Here is a 16,672-nt window from a genome sequence, read left to right as displayed (position 1 = left end):
GACTACACAAGAAATGAATGAGCGTTACAGAGAACGCTCAACTCTTATCTTGTCGAATACTTCGATAATATCGCCGACTTTAACTTCATAGTTGCGAACACCGATACCACATTCGGTACCTGCACGCACTTCTGCTACGTCATCCTTGAAGCGGCGCAGAGATTCAAGCTCACCTTCAAAAATAACCACGTTGTCGCGCAATACTCTAATAGGCTTGTTGCGATATACAGCGCCTTCCAGAACCATACAGCCAGCAACTTGTCCAAATTTCGGGCTCTTGAACGTATCGCGCACTTCTGCGGTGCCGACGATATCTTCCCGGAACTCCGGCGCCAACATACCAGTTAGAGCCTTCTTAACATCATCAATAATGTTGTAGATGACGCTATAGTAACGGAGCTCTATGCCTTCTTTTTCAACGATTTTACGAGCGCTTGCGTCTGCACGCACATTGAAGCCCACTATGATCGCCTGAGTAGAAAGCGCCAGGTTAGCATCCGTTTCAGTAATGCCGCCAACACCGCTCGCTACGATCTTGACCTGAACTTCTTCATTACCAATTTCGGTCAGAGCGCCAATCAACGCCTCCAAAGAGCCACGCACATCTGTCTTTAATACAATGTTTAGCTCTTTTACGCCGCCTTTACCCATGTTTTCAAACAGGTTTTCTAGGCTCGCAGCCTGTTGACGCTGAAGGCGGGTCTGGCGCTCTTTATTGTGACGGAATTCGGCAACTTCACGCGCTTTTTTCTCGTCAGGCACAACAATAAACTCGTCGCCCGCATCGGGAGTGCCGTTCAACCCTAGAATTTCCACTGGAATTGAAGGGCCAGCATCCTGAACATTCTGACCATTCTCGTTCACCATGGCTCTTACTCGACCATAGTACTCTCCAGCCAAAACGATATCGCCATGGCGCAGAGTTCCGTTTTGAACAAGCACGGTAGCAACAGAGCCGCGACCACGATCCAGACTGGACTCAATGACCACACCTTTACCAGGTGCATCAGGCACCGCCGTCAGCTCCAACATTTCCGACTGTAGCAGTACCGCTTCCAAAAGGTCGTCAATACCATCACCAGTGTGAGCGGAAACAGGAACAAACTGAACATCGCCACCCCACTCTTCAGGGATAACATCAAGAGCAGACAGCTCGTTCTTAACACGATCTGGATCTGCCTGCTCTTTGTCCATTTTGTTGACGGCTACTACCAGTGGCACGCCAGCAGCTTTTGCGTGCTGAACCGCTTCTTGCGTTTGCGGCATGACACCATCGTCTGCAGCGACAACAAGTATAACAATATCAGTACATTGCGCCCCGCGAGCACGCATAGCGGTGAACGCGGCATGCCCAGGCGTATCCAGAAACGAGATCATTCCTCGAGGTGTTTCTACATGATATGCGCCGATATGCTGAGTAATCCCACCGGACTCCTGAGCCGCCACCTTCGCACGACGAATGTAATCGAGCAGCGAGGTCTTACCATGGTCAACATGCCCCATGACACTGACAACTGGAGCGCGCGATTTTGATTCGCCTTCAAAAGAGATGGACTCAAGTACTTCCGTCTCTACCGCATCTTCTTGAAGCAGCTTGACTTTATGACCCATTTCTTCAGCTACCAGCTGAGCGACATCTTGATCGATTGCCTGATTTAAAGTCGCCATGATCCCCATACCCATCAGGCGTTTAACAACTTCTACGCCTTTCACGGACATTTTCTGGGCTAGTTCTGCGACTGTAATAGTATCCGAAATCACAACCTCCCGAACAATTGGTTGGACAGAACGGTCCTGAACCACCTTGCTCTTCTTTTTACGTTGACGAGCCCGCCTAGGGGCATCTTCACTTGAGTCATCCTCTTCAACTGCGATGACTTTTGAAGACTTGAGTTGAGGCGCAGGCTTAGGCTTATGTTTCTCACGACGCTTAAGGTCTTCGGCGTCGGCAGGCTCTCGACGCACCTCTGAGTCTTCTTTATTGCGTCTATGCTTAGATGTTTTTCTTGCTTCTGACTTTTCAGCGTCATCCTCTTCCTGGTCAGCCGTCCCACCAGCTTTCTCCAGCCCACTTTCAGCAGTTGCGACGCCAACTGCCTCATCGGCTGTTGCTTCTGACGCTATCTCGACTTCTTGAGTATCAGTGCTCACCACTTCCTGCTGTGCGCTTTCAACGACTTCAGCAGTAGCGTCTATAACCGACTCATTCTGAAGCGCTGCTTCATCCTCTGTCTCTCGTTCTCTCGCGGCTTCTTCAGCAGCTCTCTGTATATCCTGCTGCTTCTGCGCGTCTATCTCATTGACGGTGTCACTACGCTTGATGTAGGTCCGCTTCTTACGCACTTCAACGTTAATAGAGCGACTCGCCCCTGTTCCTGAGGCTTTCAGCGTAGTGGTAGTCTTACGCTTCAAGGTGATTTTCTTTGGCTCAGAAAATGATTCGCCATGGCTTTGTTTTAAAAACGCCAATAGTTTTTGTTTCTCTGAGTCAGTAACAATATCGCCTTCACCGCGCTTTTCCAGACCCGCGTCAACCATCTGCTTTAACAGACGCTCAACGGGAGCCCCGACGTCTTCGGCAAGCTGCTTAATAGTAACTTCTGCCATGCTTGTCTCCTGTTTGCCCCCGAATTACTGTTGTTCCTCAAACCATGGTTTACGCGCCGTCATGATTAGCTGCGCAGCTCGTTCTTCATCAACTTCATCTATATCGAGGAGGTCATCAACAGATTGTTCGGCCAAGTCTTCCATCGTGACAATACCTTTGCTTGCGAGCACAAACGCCAAGTGCCGGTCCATCCCCTCCATGTTTAACAGGTCTTCCGCAGGCTCCGCTTTTTCCAGTTGCTCTTCGCTTGCTAGTGCTTGATTGATCAGAACATTTTTCGCTCGTTTACGAAGCTCAGTCACCAGATCTTCGTCAAAATCTTCGATAGCGAGCATCTCTTCCATCGGGACGTATGCGACCTCTTCCAACGACGTAAAGCCTTCAGAAGCCAATACCTCCGCCAAATCTTCCTCTACGCCCAGCTGGTCGATAAAGCAGTCGACATAGCGTCTAAACTCTTCTTCCTGCTGCTGTCCAGCTTGTTCCTCAGTTAGAACATTGATTTCCCATCCAGTCATTTCTGAGGCTAATTTGACATTCTGCCCGCTACGTCCAATCGCCATCGCCAAATTATCTTCTGAAACAGCCACCTGCATAGTGTGACTATCTTCATCAATGATAATAGAGGCTACTTCTGCTGGAGCCATGGCGTTAATAACCAGCTGAGCCGGGTTATCGTCCCACAGAACAATGTCAATACGCTCGTTGCCAAGTTCACTGGAAACCGCTTGTACTCGCGAGCCTCGCATACCTACACAAGCGCCGACTGGATCTATACGTCCATCATTGGTCTTAACCGCAATCTTCGCCCTCGAACCAGGATCACGTGCAGCGGCTTTTATCTCAATAACTTCTTCTGCGATTTCAGGCACTTCAATTCGGAAAAGCTCAATCAACATTTGAGAGCAAGCACGACTCAAAATCAATTGAGGACCTCGGTTATCCATTCGGATATCCAACAGCAATGCGCGAACACGATCGCCTACACGATAGGTCTCTCTGCTGATCAACTGGTCCTTTGGCAACAGCGCTTCGGCGTTGGCGCCCAAGTCAACAATTATGTTATCTCGGGTTACTTTCTTGACGACGCCATTTACCAAATCGCCGACTTTTTCTCGATAGCTGTCGACGATTTTAGTCCGCTCAGCCTCGCGCACCTTTTGAACAATGATCTGTTTGGCTGCTTGCGCGCCAATTCGTCCAAAAGCGACTGCCTCGACTTCCTCTTCATGGATGTCGCCAGGCTTCAGATCAAGACCACTTTCATGTATCTCTTCCAAAGTAAGTTCAGTTCCTAAAGCAGGAACAGCATCATTATCCACCACCAACCAACGACGAAACGCCTGGTATTCACCAGTTTTTCTATCGATATCCACTCGAATATCGGCCTCTTCGTCTTCATAGCGCTTTTTAGTAGCGGTAGCCAAAGCCAATTCAATAGCTTCGAAAATGACGTCTTTATCTACCCCTTTTTCGTTGGAGACCGCTTCCACAACCAACAAGATTTCTTTGTTCATCTTTACCCCGTAATCCCATCAATACTGCGGCACAACATTCGCTTTATCTATCGTTTCCACAGGAAATATAAATTCTTCCGCGTCCACTTGGAGCACTATTTCATCATTTTCAACAGCCGCCAAAAGGCCCTTGAACTTACGCCGCCCATTAAAAGGCGCTTGCAGCCTAACCTCAACAACAGAGCCTATATATGCCTTATATTGCTCAATGTTAAAGAGCGGCCGATCCCACCCTGGTGAAGAAACTTCCAGGGTATACTCCCCCTTTATCGGATCTTCAACATCCAAGATAGCGCTAATTTGACGACTCACTTTTTCACAGTCATCAACCAGCACCCCGGACTCTTTGTCGATATAGATTCGCAACAAACTTCTCTTCCCTTGGGCAATGAAATCCATCCCCCAAAAGTCGCAGCCCATTCCCTCTACCACAGGCTTGAGAAGTTGGTATAGATCGTCTTTACGAGCCAATAGATTATCTCCGATAGGGAGCACACCCAGCGTAACCTACGCTAAGTCGCCAAACAAAAAATGGGCACTAAGCCCATCCTCCGACCACACCATAGTGCAGTTAATAAAAAACCCCTGAAAAGGGGTTTTACAACGCGTATCCCAGAAAATACGGCAGCAAAATTATAGTTGCTGCAAAGAAGGCGAGCAACGGGCTCGCCTGTCTTTAATATGGTGCCGAAGGCCGGACTTGAACCGGCACAGCCATAAGCTACTACCCCCTCAAGATAGCGTGTCTACCAATTTCACCACTTCGGCATAAACCTTTATTCTAACTCAGGCTTGCTATCGGAAGGAGCTTCCGAAGCGCTCTGAGAGTCACCAGCATTTGCAGATCCTGCTTCAGTTGAAGGCTCATCAGACTCTGAGGAAGAGCCAGAAACCGTTTCAACAACAGGAACTCCGCTTGCAGTGACCTGACCAGCTTTCTGCTTAGCAACATAAGCTAATGCAAAACTACTCAGAAAGAAAACAATGGCTAACGTAGTTGTCATTTTCGTCAAAAAAGAACCACTACCACCAGAACCAAAAACTGTTTGAGAGGCTCCGCCGCCAAAGGAAGCGCCCATGTCAGCGCCTTTACCCTGCTGAATCAACACCAAGCCAATAACGCCAGCTGCAACGATCACATGAACTATAACAATCAGGGTTTCAAACAGTTCCATTTAATCTACCTTACTCTACCGCAGCCTCGATAATAGAGACGAATTCTTCCGAGACTAACGAGGCGCCACCAACCAGCGCCCCATCTACATCCGGCATTGAGAACAGTTCTTTCGCATTTGACGACTTAACGCTGCCGCCATACAAAATTCTAATTTTATCCGCAATCTGCGGAAAATGTTTGCGGATATTATCCCGCAACGCTTTATGCATACTCTGCGCGTCATTTGGCGACGCAGTTTTACCTGTACCTATAGCCCATACCGGCTCATATGCTACCACCCAAGAATCATCGGGCGGTACAGATAAGAAGACAGCATCAAGTTGCTTAAGCGCAACCTCTTCAGCTTGTCCCGACTCGCGCTCTTCCAACGTTTCACCAATACACAGTATCGGCTTCAATCCTGAATCAACGGCTCGCTTAACTTTACAGGCGATGACATCATCGCTTTCAGCGTATAACGCCCTGCGCTCCGAATGCCCCAAGATTACCCACGAACACTTTATATCGGCGCACATCCTTGCACTAACTTCACCTGTATAAGCACCATCTTCAGTGGCGGAGCAATTCTGAGCCCCTAACTCGATCTTCGAGCCAGAAACTGCATCCCCAACACTTGGAAGATACGGAAAAGGAGGACAAACCACTACGTCCACTGAGCCTAGCACCTTAGCGCCAACTATACCGTCTAATAGATCCGCATTACGCTCAAGACTTCCATTAGATTTCCAGTTTCCGGCAATCAGTTTTTTTCGCATTCAACCCTCCAGTTCGCGCGAGGCGCACATACTAACCAAACTCCCTATAAGTTACAAGTAGCGCGCCGTTATTATCTAACAACCCAATGCGCTCGAGGTATTCACACAGACCCTTCAACTATTTTGGCCAGCTCCGCAACTATAGCGCGGACTTTCGTCTCATCTTCGCCCTCAGCCATCACCCTAATAACTGGCTCTGTCCCTGACGCCCTCAGCAACACCCTCCCCTTGCCTGCAAATTGTTTTTCTGCACTAGCAATTGCAGACTGGATTGTCGCATGTCCTTTTATATCCACTTTCTGGCTCACCCTTACATTTATCATATGCTGGGGGAGCTTACTCATACCTTTTTTAGCTTCGTGGAGCGTAATTCCTAAGTCAGAAAGCGCAGCCAAAACCTGCAGAGAGGAAATAATACCATCTCCCGTTGTAGTCCTGTCCAAACAAACAATATGGCCGGAGCCTTCGCCACCCAAGCACCAGTCGTTGCGCAACAACGCTTCCATAACATATCTATCGCCAACATTAGCGCGCTCAAAGGGAATCCCCAACTCACCAAACGCAAGTTCTGCGCCGAAGTTCGTCATCAGCGTTCCAACAACCCCACCTTTTAAGCGCCCCTTACGCATCTTATCCCGCGCAATGATATACAGAATCTCGTCGCCATCAACAATCTCACCCTTGTGATCAACCATGACAACACGATCCCCATCACCGTCGAAGGCAATCCCCAGATCTGCGCAGGTTTCAACAACTTTGGCCGCCAGCTGATCAGGGTGCGTAGAACCTATTTCATGATTAATGTTCAAACCATCAGGCGTCACACCAATAGTTTCTACTTTGGCGCCAAGCTCCTTAAACACGCTGGGCGCGACCTGATAGGTTGCACCTTGCGCGCAGTCCAGAACAACACGCATCCCAGCAAAAGACATATGAAACGGAACTGTACTTTTACAGAACTCTATATATCGGCCTTTTGCATCTTCAAACCGAGCTGCCTTACCTAACTGGCTTGACGGCACGATCTCCATGGGCTGCCGAATGAAATGCTCAATCTGCTCTTCCGTTGAGTCAGGAAGTTTGGTTCCTTCTGCTGAGAAAAATTTAACCCCATTGTCATTGAAAGGGTTGTGTGACGCACTGATGACAATTCCAGCGCAAGCGCGAAATGTACGAGTAAGGTACGCAATAGCAGGGGTTGGCATCGGCCCTAGCATCGCCACATCCACACCAGCTGCAGCCAGCCCAGACTCCAGCGCGGACTCAAAAATGTATCCAGATATACGAGTATCCTTACCGATGAGGACCCGGTTACGACGCCCTTCCTGACGAAAAACACGTCCAGCCGCCCACCCCAGTTTCAACATAAACTCCGGGGTAATAGGGCCTTCACCTACTCTTCCACGTATCCCATCAGTACCAAAATACTCTTTACTCATATCTGTTTAGACTCCTCTAATCGCTGCAGCCACTTTAATTGCATCGACAGTGGCTCCGACGTCATGCGCTCTAATTATTCGAGCGCCGTTATATATGGCGACTGCCGCAGCGGAAACGCTTGCAATTAAGCGCTCCTCCACCGCTTTACCGGTTATCATTCCCAGCATGCTTTTGCGTGATACTCCCACCAATACCGGGGACCCCATGTCCACAAACGCTTGCAAATGCTTCATTAAGGTGAGGTTGTGCTCCAAGGTTTTGCCAAAACCAAACCCCGGATCTAACATTATTCTATCTATATCGATTCCAGCCTCGAGGGCGGCGGAGCGCCTCGCATCCAAATATGACGAGACTTCATTAACAATATCAGTATAGGTTGGATTATCCTGCATAGCCCCGGGCTCGCCTTTCATATGCATCAGACAAATAGCCGCCTTTGAAGATGCTGCCGCCTCCAAAGCGCCATCCCGAGTCAATGCACGCACGTCATTAATTAAGTCCGCCCCGAGCGCCACAGATTCAGTCATTACTTCCGGGGTGCTGGTGTCTACGGAAATATGCACATCAAAACGCGCGCGAACAACCTCAACTAAAGGACAAACTCTATCCAACTCTTGACTAACCGTCACCGGAGCTGCTCCCGGTCTGGTGGACTCACCACCAATATCTATAAAGACGGCGCCATCAGAAACCATCTTTTCAACCTGCCTTAAAGCGTCATCCGGGGACAAAAACCGTCCCCCGTCAGCAAAAGAATCAGGAGTGACATTCAATACCCCCATTACCACAGGGGCGCTCAAGTCCAATATAGAGTTTGGAAGTGTCAGCTTCATTCGTTATCTCATTCGAAATCTGGAGAGGGTTATACAAAATAAAAAGACCCGGTAAAACCGGGTCTTTTAGCTAGACTGAAATGCTTATTGAATTAATGAGATCCGGCCGCTCCGCCAATCTCACCACCTTTCGGAGGGTTCGCATTTGCTTCGACATCTTTTACAGGCTGAGCGCCACTAGGCGGATTAGAGTCGCCCCACCCTTTCGGGGGCGGCGGCTCTTGATCAGCCATGATAGCGTCAATTTGCTCCGAATCTATCGTTTCGTATTTCATCAAAGCATCCGCCATCATGTGCAGCTTACTCATGTTTTCAACGAGCAATTTGCGCGCATGCTCGTAGCAGTCATCAATAATGGTTCTTACTTCATCATCAATACGCTGCGCCGTTTCGGGAGAGTATACCTTCTGAGCATGACCAGCCGAACGCCCTAAAAACACCTCTTCGTTGTCATCATCATATAGTAGAGGCCCCAACTTATCCGACAACCCCCATTTCGTAACCATATTGCGAGCAAGGCCAGTGGCGCGCTTGATGTCATTGGAAGCGCCGGTCGTAACCCCCTCAACTCCCAATGTCAGCTCCTCGGCGATACGACCACCAAACAAGCTACATATATTACTGATGAGATACTGTCGGCTATGACTGTAACGATCCTCTTCTGGCAAAAACATCGTCACACCCAAAGCACGACCACGCGGAATGATGCTCACCTTGTAAACAGGATCGTGCTCAGGCACCAATCTGCCAACAATAGCATGGCCGGCCTCATGATAAGCCGTGTTACGCTTCTCTTTCTCTGACATAACCATAGATTTGCGCTCTGCACCCATCATGATTTTGTCTTTCGCCAACTCCATTTCATGCATGCCTACAGTGCGCTTGTTAGCGCGAGCCGAGAATAGCGCAGCCTCATTTACCAAGTTCGCAAGATCCGCGCCGGAAAACCCGGGCGTTCCACGTGCAATAACGGACGCATTCACATCATCCTCAAGCGGCACTTTACGGAGGTGCACTTTCAAAATCTGTTCACGCCCAACAATATCTGGAAGCCCCACAACCACTTGACGGTCAAAGCGACCAGGACGCAATAACGCAGGGTCGAGAACATCAGGACGGTTGGTCGCAGCGATTACAATTACGCCTTCATTACCTTCAAAACCGTCCATTTCAACCAATAACTGGTTCAAAGTCTGTTCGCGCTCGTCATGTCCACCACCCAGACCTGCGCCACGGTGACGACCGACAGCATCAATCTCATCGATAAAGATGATGCAAGGCGCCTGCTTCTTCGCCTGATCGAACATATCTCTGACACGCGAGGCGCCAACCCCGACAAACATCTCAACGAAATCGGAGCCAGAAATTGAGAAGAAAGGAACTTTCGCTTCACCAGCAATGGCCTTCGCCAGTAGAGTTTTACCAGTTCCGGGGTTGCCTACCATCAGTACGCCACGGGGAATTCTTCCGCCAAGGCGTTGGAATTTGCTAGGGTCACGCAAGAAGTCTACGATTTCCTTTACTTCTTCTTTAGCTTCATCAACACCAGCCACATCAGCAAAGGTCGTCTTGATCTGATCCTCGCCCATAAGCCGGGCTTTACTCTTGCCAAATGACATCGGGCCCTTGCCGCCAGCCCCCCCCTGCATCTGCCGCATGAAGAACATAAAGACCGCAATAATGACCAATATCGGGAACGAGGCGACTAATAGTTGAGTCCAGATACTTTGAGTTTCTGGTTCGCGCCCCTCGACGACCACCTCATTTTTCATAAGGTCGCCAATTAAACCCAAGTCGGGAATTTCAGGGCGAATGGTTGCGAACCTAGACCCATCTTGTCTTTCCCCGTCAATCGCCACGCCGTCTATGACTACTTTTTTCACCTGGCCACTGTTGACCATCTGTAGAAATTCAGAGTAATTGAGCTTTTGGGCGGACGAGGGGACATTGAAATTGTTAAATACCGTCAGCAGCACTGCTGCGATAATCAACCAAAGTAATAAATTTTTAGCCATATCGTTCAAGGGCCATCCCTCTTTTCTTACAGACTCGAATAGTGATTTGTCGCTCGGTTCTATGCATTCGCAGGGTTTAGATAACACCAAACCATACTATATGTCCATTATCGCCGCTATTTACATTAATTTTACTAAACAGGACGATTACGAAAGTTTATCCTCGGAACCCTTTGGCAACTAGGTAAATCTCACGTGACCGAGCACGGGACGCGTCAGGTTTGCGTATGTTCACGCTACTAAACCTGCCCCTGGACTCCTGCATAATCTGATCGAAGCCTTCCCCCTGGAAGACCTTGGCGACAAAGCATCCATTCTTCTTAAGAACGCGACACGCCAAATCAAGCGCTAATTCAACCAGATACATCGCTTTAGGTATATCGACCGATTTCATCCCACTCATATTGGGGGCCATATCGGAAATTACAAGGTCAACAGGCCGACCGTTTACTTCGTTAAGAATCGCATCCAGCATTTCTTCCTCAGTGAAGTCCCCCTGAAAAAACGTCACGCCAGCAATACTGTCCATTGCCAATAGGTCGCAGGCGATTACTTTTCCCTGATCCCCCACTATGTCAGCAACGACTTGAGACCAACCTCCAGGAGCCGCCCCGAGATCTATTACGGTCATTCCCGGCTTCAACAATTTGTCCTGCCGGTCGAGCTCAATTAATTTATAGCTGGCTCTCGAACGAAATCCGTCCTCTTTGGATTTTTTTACATAGACATCGCTATGATGCTCATTCAGCCACCGAGAGCTGGATTTAGAACGTCCCACTTTATTGCCTCTGACACGATTATTTTAGTATAGGCACATTTGCTGATACTGTGTTTTTTTGTTCAGAAAGTGCGCCATAGTGCGCTACTATACACGCTTTTCATACGCAAGAAGGTTTCCACACAGACATGACTCTACCCATAGAGCAACGCAAGCAGTACCGCGCTATCGCACATCACTTGAAGCCGATCGTCACTATCGCCGGCGCGGGCATTACCGAAGGCGTTATCAATGAGCTTGAGCGCGCATTGAACGACCATGAGCTGATCAAAATTAAAATTGCTGTCGGCGAAAAAGAAGAAAGAGCCGAGGTCATCAAAGAGCTTTGCGAGATGTCCCGCTCGGAATTAGTTCAAGTGATTGGGCGCACAGCGATATTGCTTCGCAAGAATCCCAGACCCAACCCCAAGCTTTCCAACCTTTTACGTCATCAATCTGGCGCAAGCAAGTAAATTAAAAAAGCCGGCTAACGCCGGCTTTTTATTTACGCGCCGCCCTGATTACAGGTGCTGCACGCCATCAATTTCATATTCAACCATGCCGCTTGGCACCTGCACAACGACAACGTCGCCAACAGTTTTCCCAATCAATGCGCGCGCAATCGGAGAAGACACTGAAATTTTGCCTTTCTTAATATCCGCTTCGTCATCACCCACGATCTGATAAGAGCTGGCGTCGTCTGTATCCAAATTGATGATATTCACGGTTACGCCAAAAATGACCTTCCCTGTATTCTCAATAGAGGTAACGTCAATCACCTGGGACATGGACAACTTACTTTCGATTTCCGCAATGCGACCCTCGATAAAGCTCTGTTGTTCACGCGCAGCGTGATATTCAGCGTTCTCTTTCAAGTCTCCGTGCTCTCTGGCTTCCGCGATGGCCGTGATTACTCGCGGCCGATCCACAGTCTTCAGACGATTCAACTCTTCACGCAGGGCTTGCTCCCCCGCTTTTGTCATAGGTATTTTGCTCATTTGTCGCCTTGAATGGTTGCATGAATATCCTGAAGACGATTCACAGCGTGATCCTGCCCAACCTTGATAGCACGGCAGAATGCCTCACCTCCCGTCAGGGTGGTGGTATAGGTCACCTTGTATTGTAGGGCCGACTTACGGATTTCCGCAGAATCCGCAATCGCCTTCCGGCCTTCCGTAGTATTGATAATCAAATCTACTTCTTCATTTTTTATGGCGTCTACGATATGAGGTCTGCCTTCTCGCACTTTATTGATCCGTTTTACGGGAATGCCCGCTTCTTCGATCGCTTTTGCAGTTCCCGCAGTCGCCATAATCTCGAAGCCTACAGCATTTAACTCTTTAGCTAAAGACACCGCTCCCGCTTTATCCGCATCCCTGACGCTCAGGAACACAGTTCCGCCAGTTGGCAAAAAGTCTCCGCCAGCCGCCGCAGCCTTGGCAAAGGCTTCATCAAAGCTTTTCCCAACCCCCATAACTTCGCCAGTGGACTTCATTTCCGGGCCAAGTATCGGATCTACGCCTGGGAACTTATTAAACGGGAACACAGACTCTTTCACATTGTAAAAGCTTGGAATGATTTCCTTGGTAAAGCCCTGCGCTTCAAGAGATTTACCCGCCATGCACAGTGCAGCCACCTTGGCGAGCGATACGCCGATCGCCTTGGAAACGAACGGCACGGTACGAGAGGCTCTGGGGTTCACCTCTATCACATAAATTTCGCCGTCCTGGTAGGCTAACTGCACATTCATCAAGCCCACAACCTGCAGCTCAAGGGCCATTTTGATGACCGTTTCGCGCATCTTGTCCTGAACATCCGCCGGCAAACTGTACGGAGGCAGCGAACAAGCCGAATCACCAGAGTGAACTCCCGCCTGTTCGATGTGCTGCATAATGGCGCCGATCACCACTTTCTCGCCATCAGAAACCGCATCGATATCAACCTCGATCGCAGCATTCAGGAAGTGATCCAACAATACAGGGCTATCGTTGGAGACACGCACCGCATCTCGCATATAGCGCTGCAGTTCAACTTCGTCGTAGACGATTTCCATGGCGCGGCCGCCCAACACATAAGAAGGACGGACAACCAAGGGATAACCAATTTCCTTCGCCTTGCTCAACGCTTCTTCCTGGCTGCGAGCTGTCGCATTCGGCGGCTGACGCAAGCCCAAGCGAACCACCATCTGCTGGAACCGTTCGCGGTCTTCCGCACGGTCAATCGCATCAGGAGTCGTTCCGATAATTGGTACGCCCGCTTCTTCCAGCCCTCTCGCCAATTTAAGCGGAGTCTGACCGCCGTAGTGAACAATTACGCCACGCGGCTTTTCCAAATGGACAATAGCCAGAACGTCTTCCAAGGTAATTGGCTCGAAATACAACCTGTCAGAAGTGTCGTAATCCGTAGAAACGGTCTCAGGATTACAGTTGATCATGATGGTTTCATAGCCGTCATCGCGCAATGCAAAGGCGGCGTGAACGCAACAATAATCGAACTCAATCCCCTGACCAATTCTGTTAGGGCCACCACCGATCACGATGATTTTTTCACGATCGCTCGGTTGCGCCTCACACTCTTCGTCGTAAGAGGAATACATGTAAGCCGTAGAGGAAGCAAATTCCGCCGCACAGGTATCTACACGCTTGAATACCGGCTTGATGCCATATTCCAAACGCTGCTTACGCAACGCTTTTTCGTTGATGCCCAGCAGCTCAGCAAGACGCTGATCAGAGAAGCCTTTACGTTTCAGTCGACGCAAACGGTCCGCAGTCAAGTCGGACAGCGCCATATTGCCGAGCGCTACTTCATCTTTGATCAAATCTTCGATCTGCACCAAGTACCATGGGTCAACCTTGGTGTACTCATAGACTTCCTTGACGCTCATTCCTGCTCGGAACGCATCGCCAATGAACCACATCCGTTCGGCGCCGGGCACTTTCAATCCACGGGTTAAAACATCACTAGCGTCTTCAGACCCAAGATCAACTATGGGCTCAAAGCCAGCTGAACCAACTTCCAAACCGCGCAGCGCCTTGTGAAGCGACTCCTGGAAGTTACGACCAATCGCCATCACCTCGCCCACTGACTTCATTTGCGTAGTCAGTGTCGCATTGGCTTGCGGGAACTTCTCGAATGTGAAACGTGGCACTTTGGTGACCACATAGTCAATGCTCGGCTCAAAAGAAGCTGGCGTGACGCCACCAGTGATGTCGTTACTCAGCTCATCCAAGGTATATCCAATCGCCAGTTTTGCAGCGACCTTAGCAATAGGGAAGCCCGTCGCCTTGGACGCCAACGCTGATGAACGGGACACACGGGGATTCATCTCAATCACCACCATGCGACCAGTTTCGGGGTCCATACCAAACTGAACGTTGGAGCCGCCTGTCTCTACGCCAATTTCACGCAACACAGCTACCGAGGCGTTACGCATGATTTGGTACTCTTTATCCGTCAACGTCTGCGCAGGCGCGACGGTAATGGAATCACCAGTGTGCACGCCCATTGCGTCAAAGTTTTCTATCGCGCAGATGATAATGCAGTTGTCCTTCTTATCACGAACAACCTCCATCTCATACTCTTTCCAACCGATTAACGATTCGTCAATCAGCAGCTCACGAGTCGGCGACAACTCCAGACCTCGCTCGCAAATCTCAGTAAACTCTTCCTTGTTATAAGCAATGCCGCCGCCAGAGCCGCCCATTGTGAAGGAGGGGCGAATAATAGCGGGGAAGCCGATCTGATCCAGCACTTGCAGAGCTTCTTCCATGCTATGCGCAATAGCGGAACGAGGAGTCTCCAGGCCAATGGCTTTCATCGCCTTGTCAAAACGCTCACGATCTTCCGCTTTATCAATGGCGTCCTGTGTGGCGCCAATCATCTCTACGCCATATTGTTCAAGGACGCCTTCACGAGCCAAGTCGAGCGCGCAGTTCAAAGCAGTTTGCCCGCCCATGGTTGGCAACAACGCGTCCGGACGTTCTTTTTCAATGATTTTCGCGACTGTGCGCCAGTTAATCGGCTCAATGTAAGTCGCGTCGGCCATAGCCGGATCAGTCATGATGGTCGCGGGGTTGGAGTTCACAAGGATAACGCGGTATCCCTCTTCTCTCAGTGCTTTACACGCCTGCGCCCCGGAATAGTCAAATTCACAGGCTTGTCCGATGACGATAGGACCGGCCCCAATAATCAGGATACTATTGATGTCTGTACGTTTTGGCATGTGTGCTCTTCTACTCGCTCGAATCTTGCGACGCCCCGCAGGCCGCCGACATCACCCAGAATTACGCCTGTTTCGGTTCAGACGCGGCGCCGTCGGGCGCCGACGCTGAAATCCGAGTATTAGACTGATCGGTATTTGACTTCCCGCATGGAGTCAATGAACTGGTCAAATAAGGGAGCCACGTCGTGCGGGCCCGGACTCGCTTCAGGGTGCCCCTGAAAACTGAAGGCGGCGACGTCAGTGCGTCGAATTCCTTGCAATGAGCCGTCAAACAGAGACTTATGCGTAGTCTCCAGGTTGGCGGGCAACGAGGATTCATCCACCGCAAAGCCATGGTTTTGGCTAGTGATCATCACTTGCCCCGTGCGCAGGTCCTGCACTGGATGGTTAGCGCCGTGATGCCCGAACTTCATCTTCTCTGTGCGCGCTCCGCTGGCCCGCGCCAGTAGCTGGTGCCCCAAACAGATGCCAAATACAGGCGTCTGGGATTTCAAAATCTCAGCAATGGCCTCAATAGCGTAGTCGCAAGGCTCAGGGTCGCCTGGTCCATTAGATAGGAACACGCCGTCTGGAGACATCGCCAATACATCCTGCGCAGGCGTTTTCGCCGGCACCACGGTTACGCGGCAGCCGCGCTCAGCGAGCATACGCAAAATGTTCTTTTTCACGCCGAAGTCGTACGCAACAACGTGAAACTCGGCATCCTCCAGAGTCTGATATCCTTCTCCAAGAACCCAAGTCGACTCTGTCCAATTCAGGACGTCCGTACGAGTCACCTCTTTGGCGAGATCCATCCCTTTCAGTCCGGGAAAGGCTTTAGCCGCAGCCAACGCCGCTTCCGCCGAAGCCCCTTCGCCCGCCATGATGCATCCGTTCTGCGCGCCTTTCTCCCTTAAAATACGAGTCAGGCGACGGGTATCGATGTCAGCGATGGCGACAATACCGTTTTCCCGGAGATACTCCGACAAACTCTTTTGGCTGCGCCAGTTGCTAACTGTCATTGAAAGATCGCGAATCACCAGACCTGCCGCCCAGACTTGATCTGATTCGACATCTTCTTCGTTAATTCCGGTGTTGCCTATGTGGGGGTATGTGAGAGTGACAATTTGTTTTGCGTAGGAAGGATCGGTAAGAATTTCCTGGTATCCGGTCATCGCAGTATTGAAAACCACTTCGCCGGTGGTTTCGCCGGCTGCGCCGATAGATATCCCATGAAATATGCTTCCGTCTTCAAGTGCTAGTATTGCGGGTGTAGTCAATTCCATAGCTCGCCAGTTGAAAACGTCTAATCAAACACTTATGAAGGTGGACTCAACTTGCAAAAAAGCGAGAGGGAGATTTAAACTCC

General features: G+C 49.9%; 13 protein-coding genes and 1 tRNA gene. 1 reads left to right on the top strand and 13 read right to left on the bottom strand.

What is annotated here, in order from left to right; translation table 11 throughout:
• Positions 1-24 precede the first annotated feature (24 nt).
• The 10 genes from infB to rlmE form a co-directional block, all read right to left on the bottom strand.
• Positions 25-2,607, bottom strand: a complete 2,583-nt coding sequence (gene infB, locus ONV78_RS19820; protein WP_279505763.1) for a translation initiation factor IF-2 — start codon at positions 2,605-2,607, stop codon at positions 25-27.
• Between the two features lie 24 nt (positions 2,608-2,631).
• Positions 2,632-4,125 (bottom strand): transcription termination factor NusA, encoded by a 1,494-nt coding sequence (nusA, locus tag ONV78_RS19815; RefSeq protein ID WP_279505762.1) that lies wholly within the window; start codon positions 4,123-4,125, stop codon positions 2,632-2,634.
• An 18-nt stretch (positions 4,126-4,143) separates the two neighbouring features.
• Positions 4,144-4,596 (bottom strand): ribosome maturation factor RimP, encoded by a 453-nt coding sequence (gene rimP / locus ONV78_RS19810; protein ID WP_279505761.1) that lies wholly within the window; start codon positions 4,594-4,596, stop codon positions 4,144-4,146.
• Between the two features lie 211 nt (positions 4,597-4,807).
• Positions 4,808-4,893, bottom strand: a tRNA-Leu gene (locus ONV78_RS19805).
• 8 nt (positions 4,894-4,901) lie between these two features.
• The gene (gene secG, locus ONV78_RS19800; RefSeq protein WP_279505760.1) at positions 4,902-5,300 is read right to left on the bottom strand and encodes a preprotein translocase subunit SecG; all 399 of its coding nucleotides are present in this window, start codon (positions 5,298-5,300) and stop codon (positions 4,902-4,904) included.
• A 10-nt stretch (positions 5,301-5,310) separates the two neighbouring features.
• The gene (gene tpiA / locus ONV78_RS19795; RefSeq protein WP_279505759.1) at positions 5,311-6,057 is read right to left on the bottom strand and encodes a triose-phosphate isomerase; all 747 of its coding nucleotides are present in this window, start codon (positions 6,055-6,057) and stop codon (positions 5,311-5,313) included.
• A gap of 101 nt (positions 6,058-6,158) precedes the next feature.
• Positions 6,159-7,496 (bottom strand): phosphoglucosamine mutase, encoded by a 1,338-nt coding sequence (glmM, locus tag ONV78_RS19790; RefSeq protein WP_279505758.1) that lies wholly within the window; start codon positions 7,494-7,496, stop codon positions 6,159-6,161.
• Positions 7,497-7,502: 6 nt separating this feature from the next.
• Positions 7,503-8,330: a dihydropteroate synthase gene (gene folP, locus ONV78_RS19785; RefSeq protein ID WP_279505757.1), complete on the bottom strand. Its 828-nt coding sequence runs from the start codon at positions 8,328-8,330 to the stop codon at positions 7,503-7,505.
• Positions 8,331-8,422: 92 nt separating this feature from the next.
• A complete protein-coding gene (ftsH, locus tag ONV78_RS19780; RefSeq protein WP_279505989.1) occupies positions 8,423-10,345 on the bottom strand; it encodes an ATP-dependent zinc metalloprotease FtsH in 1,923 nt (640 codons plus the stop codon).
• A 157-nt stretch (positions 10,346-10,502) separates the two neighbouring features.
• A complete protein-coding gene (rlmE, locus tag ONV78_RS19775) occupies positions 10,503-11,123 on the bottom strand; it encodes a 23S rRNA (uridine(2552)-2'-O)-methyltransferase RlmE (protein WP_279505756.1) in 621 nt (206 codons plus the stop codon).
• A gap of 128 nt (positions 11,124-11,251) precedes the next feature.
• Here rlmE and yhbY point away from each other — a divergent pair, with 128 nt between their 5' ends.
• Positions 11,252-11,575, top strand: coding sequence for a ribosome assembly RNA-binding protein YhbY (yhbY, locus tag ONV78_RS19770; protein ID WP_127973275.1), 324 nt, complete (start codon positions 11,252-11,254; stop codon positions 11,573-11,575).
• 48 nt (positions 11,576-11,623) lie between these two features.
• On the opposite strand, the gene greA is transcribed toward yhbY, so the two are convergent.
• The 3 genes from greA to carA all read right to left on the bottom strand — a co-directional run bounded on the left by greA (position 11,624) and on the right by carA (position 16,583).
• The gene (gene greA / locus ONV78_RS19765) at positions 11,624-12,100 is read right to left on the bottom strand and encodes a transcription elongation factor GreA (protein ID WP_216736905.1); all 477 of its coding nucleotides are present in this window, start codon (positions 12,098-12,100) and stop codon (positions 11,624-11,626) included.
• Positions 12,097-15,324, bottom strand: coding sequence for a carbamoyl-phosphate synthase large subunit (carB, locus tag ONV78_RS19760; protein WP_216736904.1), 3,228 nt, complete (start codon positions 15,322-15,324; stop codon positions 12,097-12,099). Before carB ends, greA begins: the two co-directional genes overlap by 4 nt.
• Before the next feature lie 119 nt (positions 15,325-15,443).
• Complete coding sequence (gene carA / locus ONV78_RS19755; RefSeq protein ID WP_279505986.1) at positions 15,444-16,583, bottom strand: glutamine-hydrolyzing carbamoyl-phosphate synthase small subunit; 1,140 nt, start codon at positions 16,581-16,583, stop codon at positions 15,444-15,446.
• Between the last annotated feature and the right edge of the window lie 89 nt (positions 16,584-16,672).

This window comes from Hahella sp. CR1 (assembly GCF_029813005.1).
GTDB lineage: Bacteria > Pseudomonadota > Gammaproteobacteria > Pseudomonadales > Oleiphilaceae > Hahella.
Note: the sequence above shows the minus strand (reverse complement) of the source record. Positions and strands in the feature narration are given on the sequence as shown.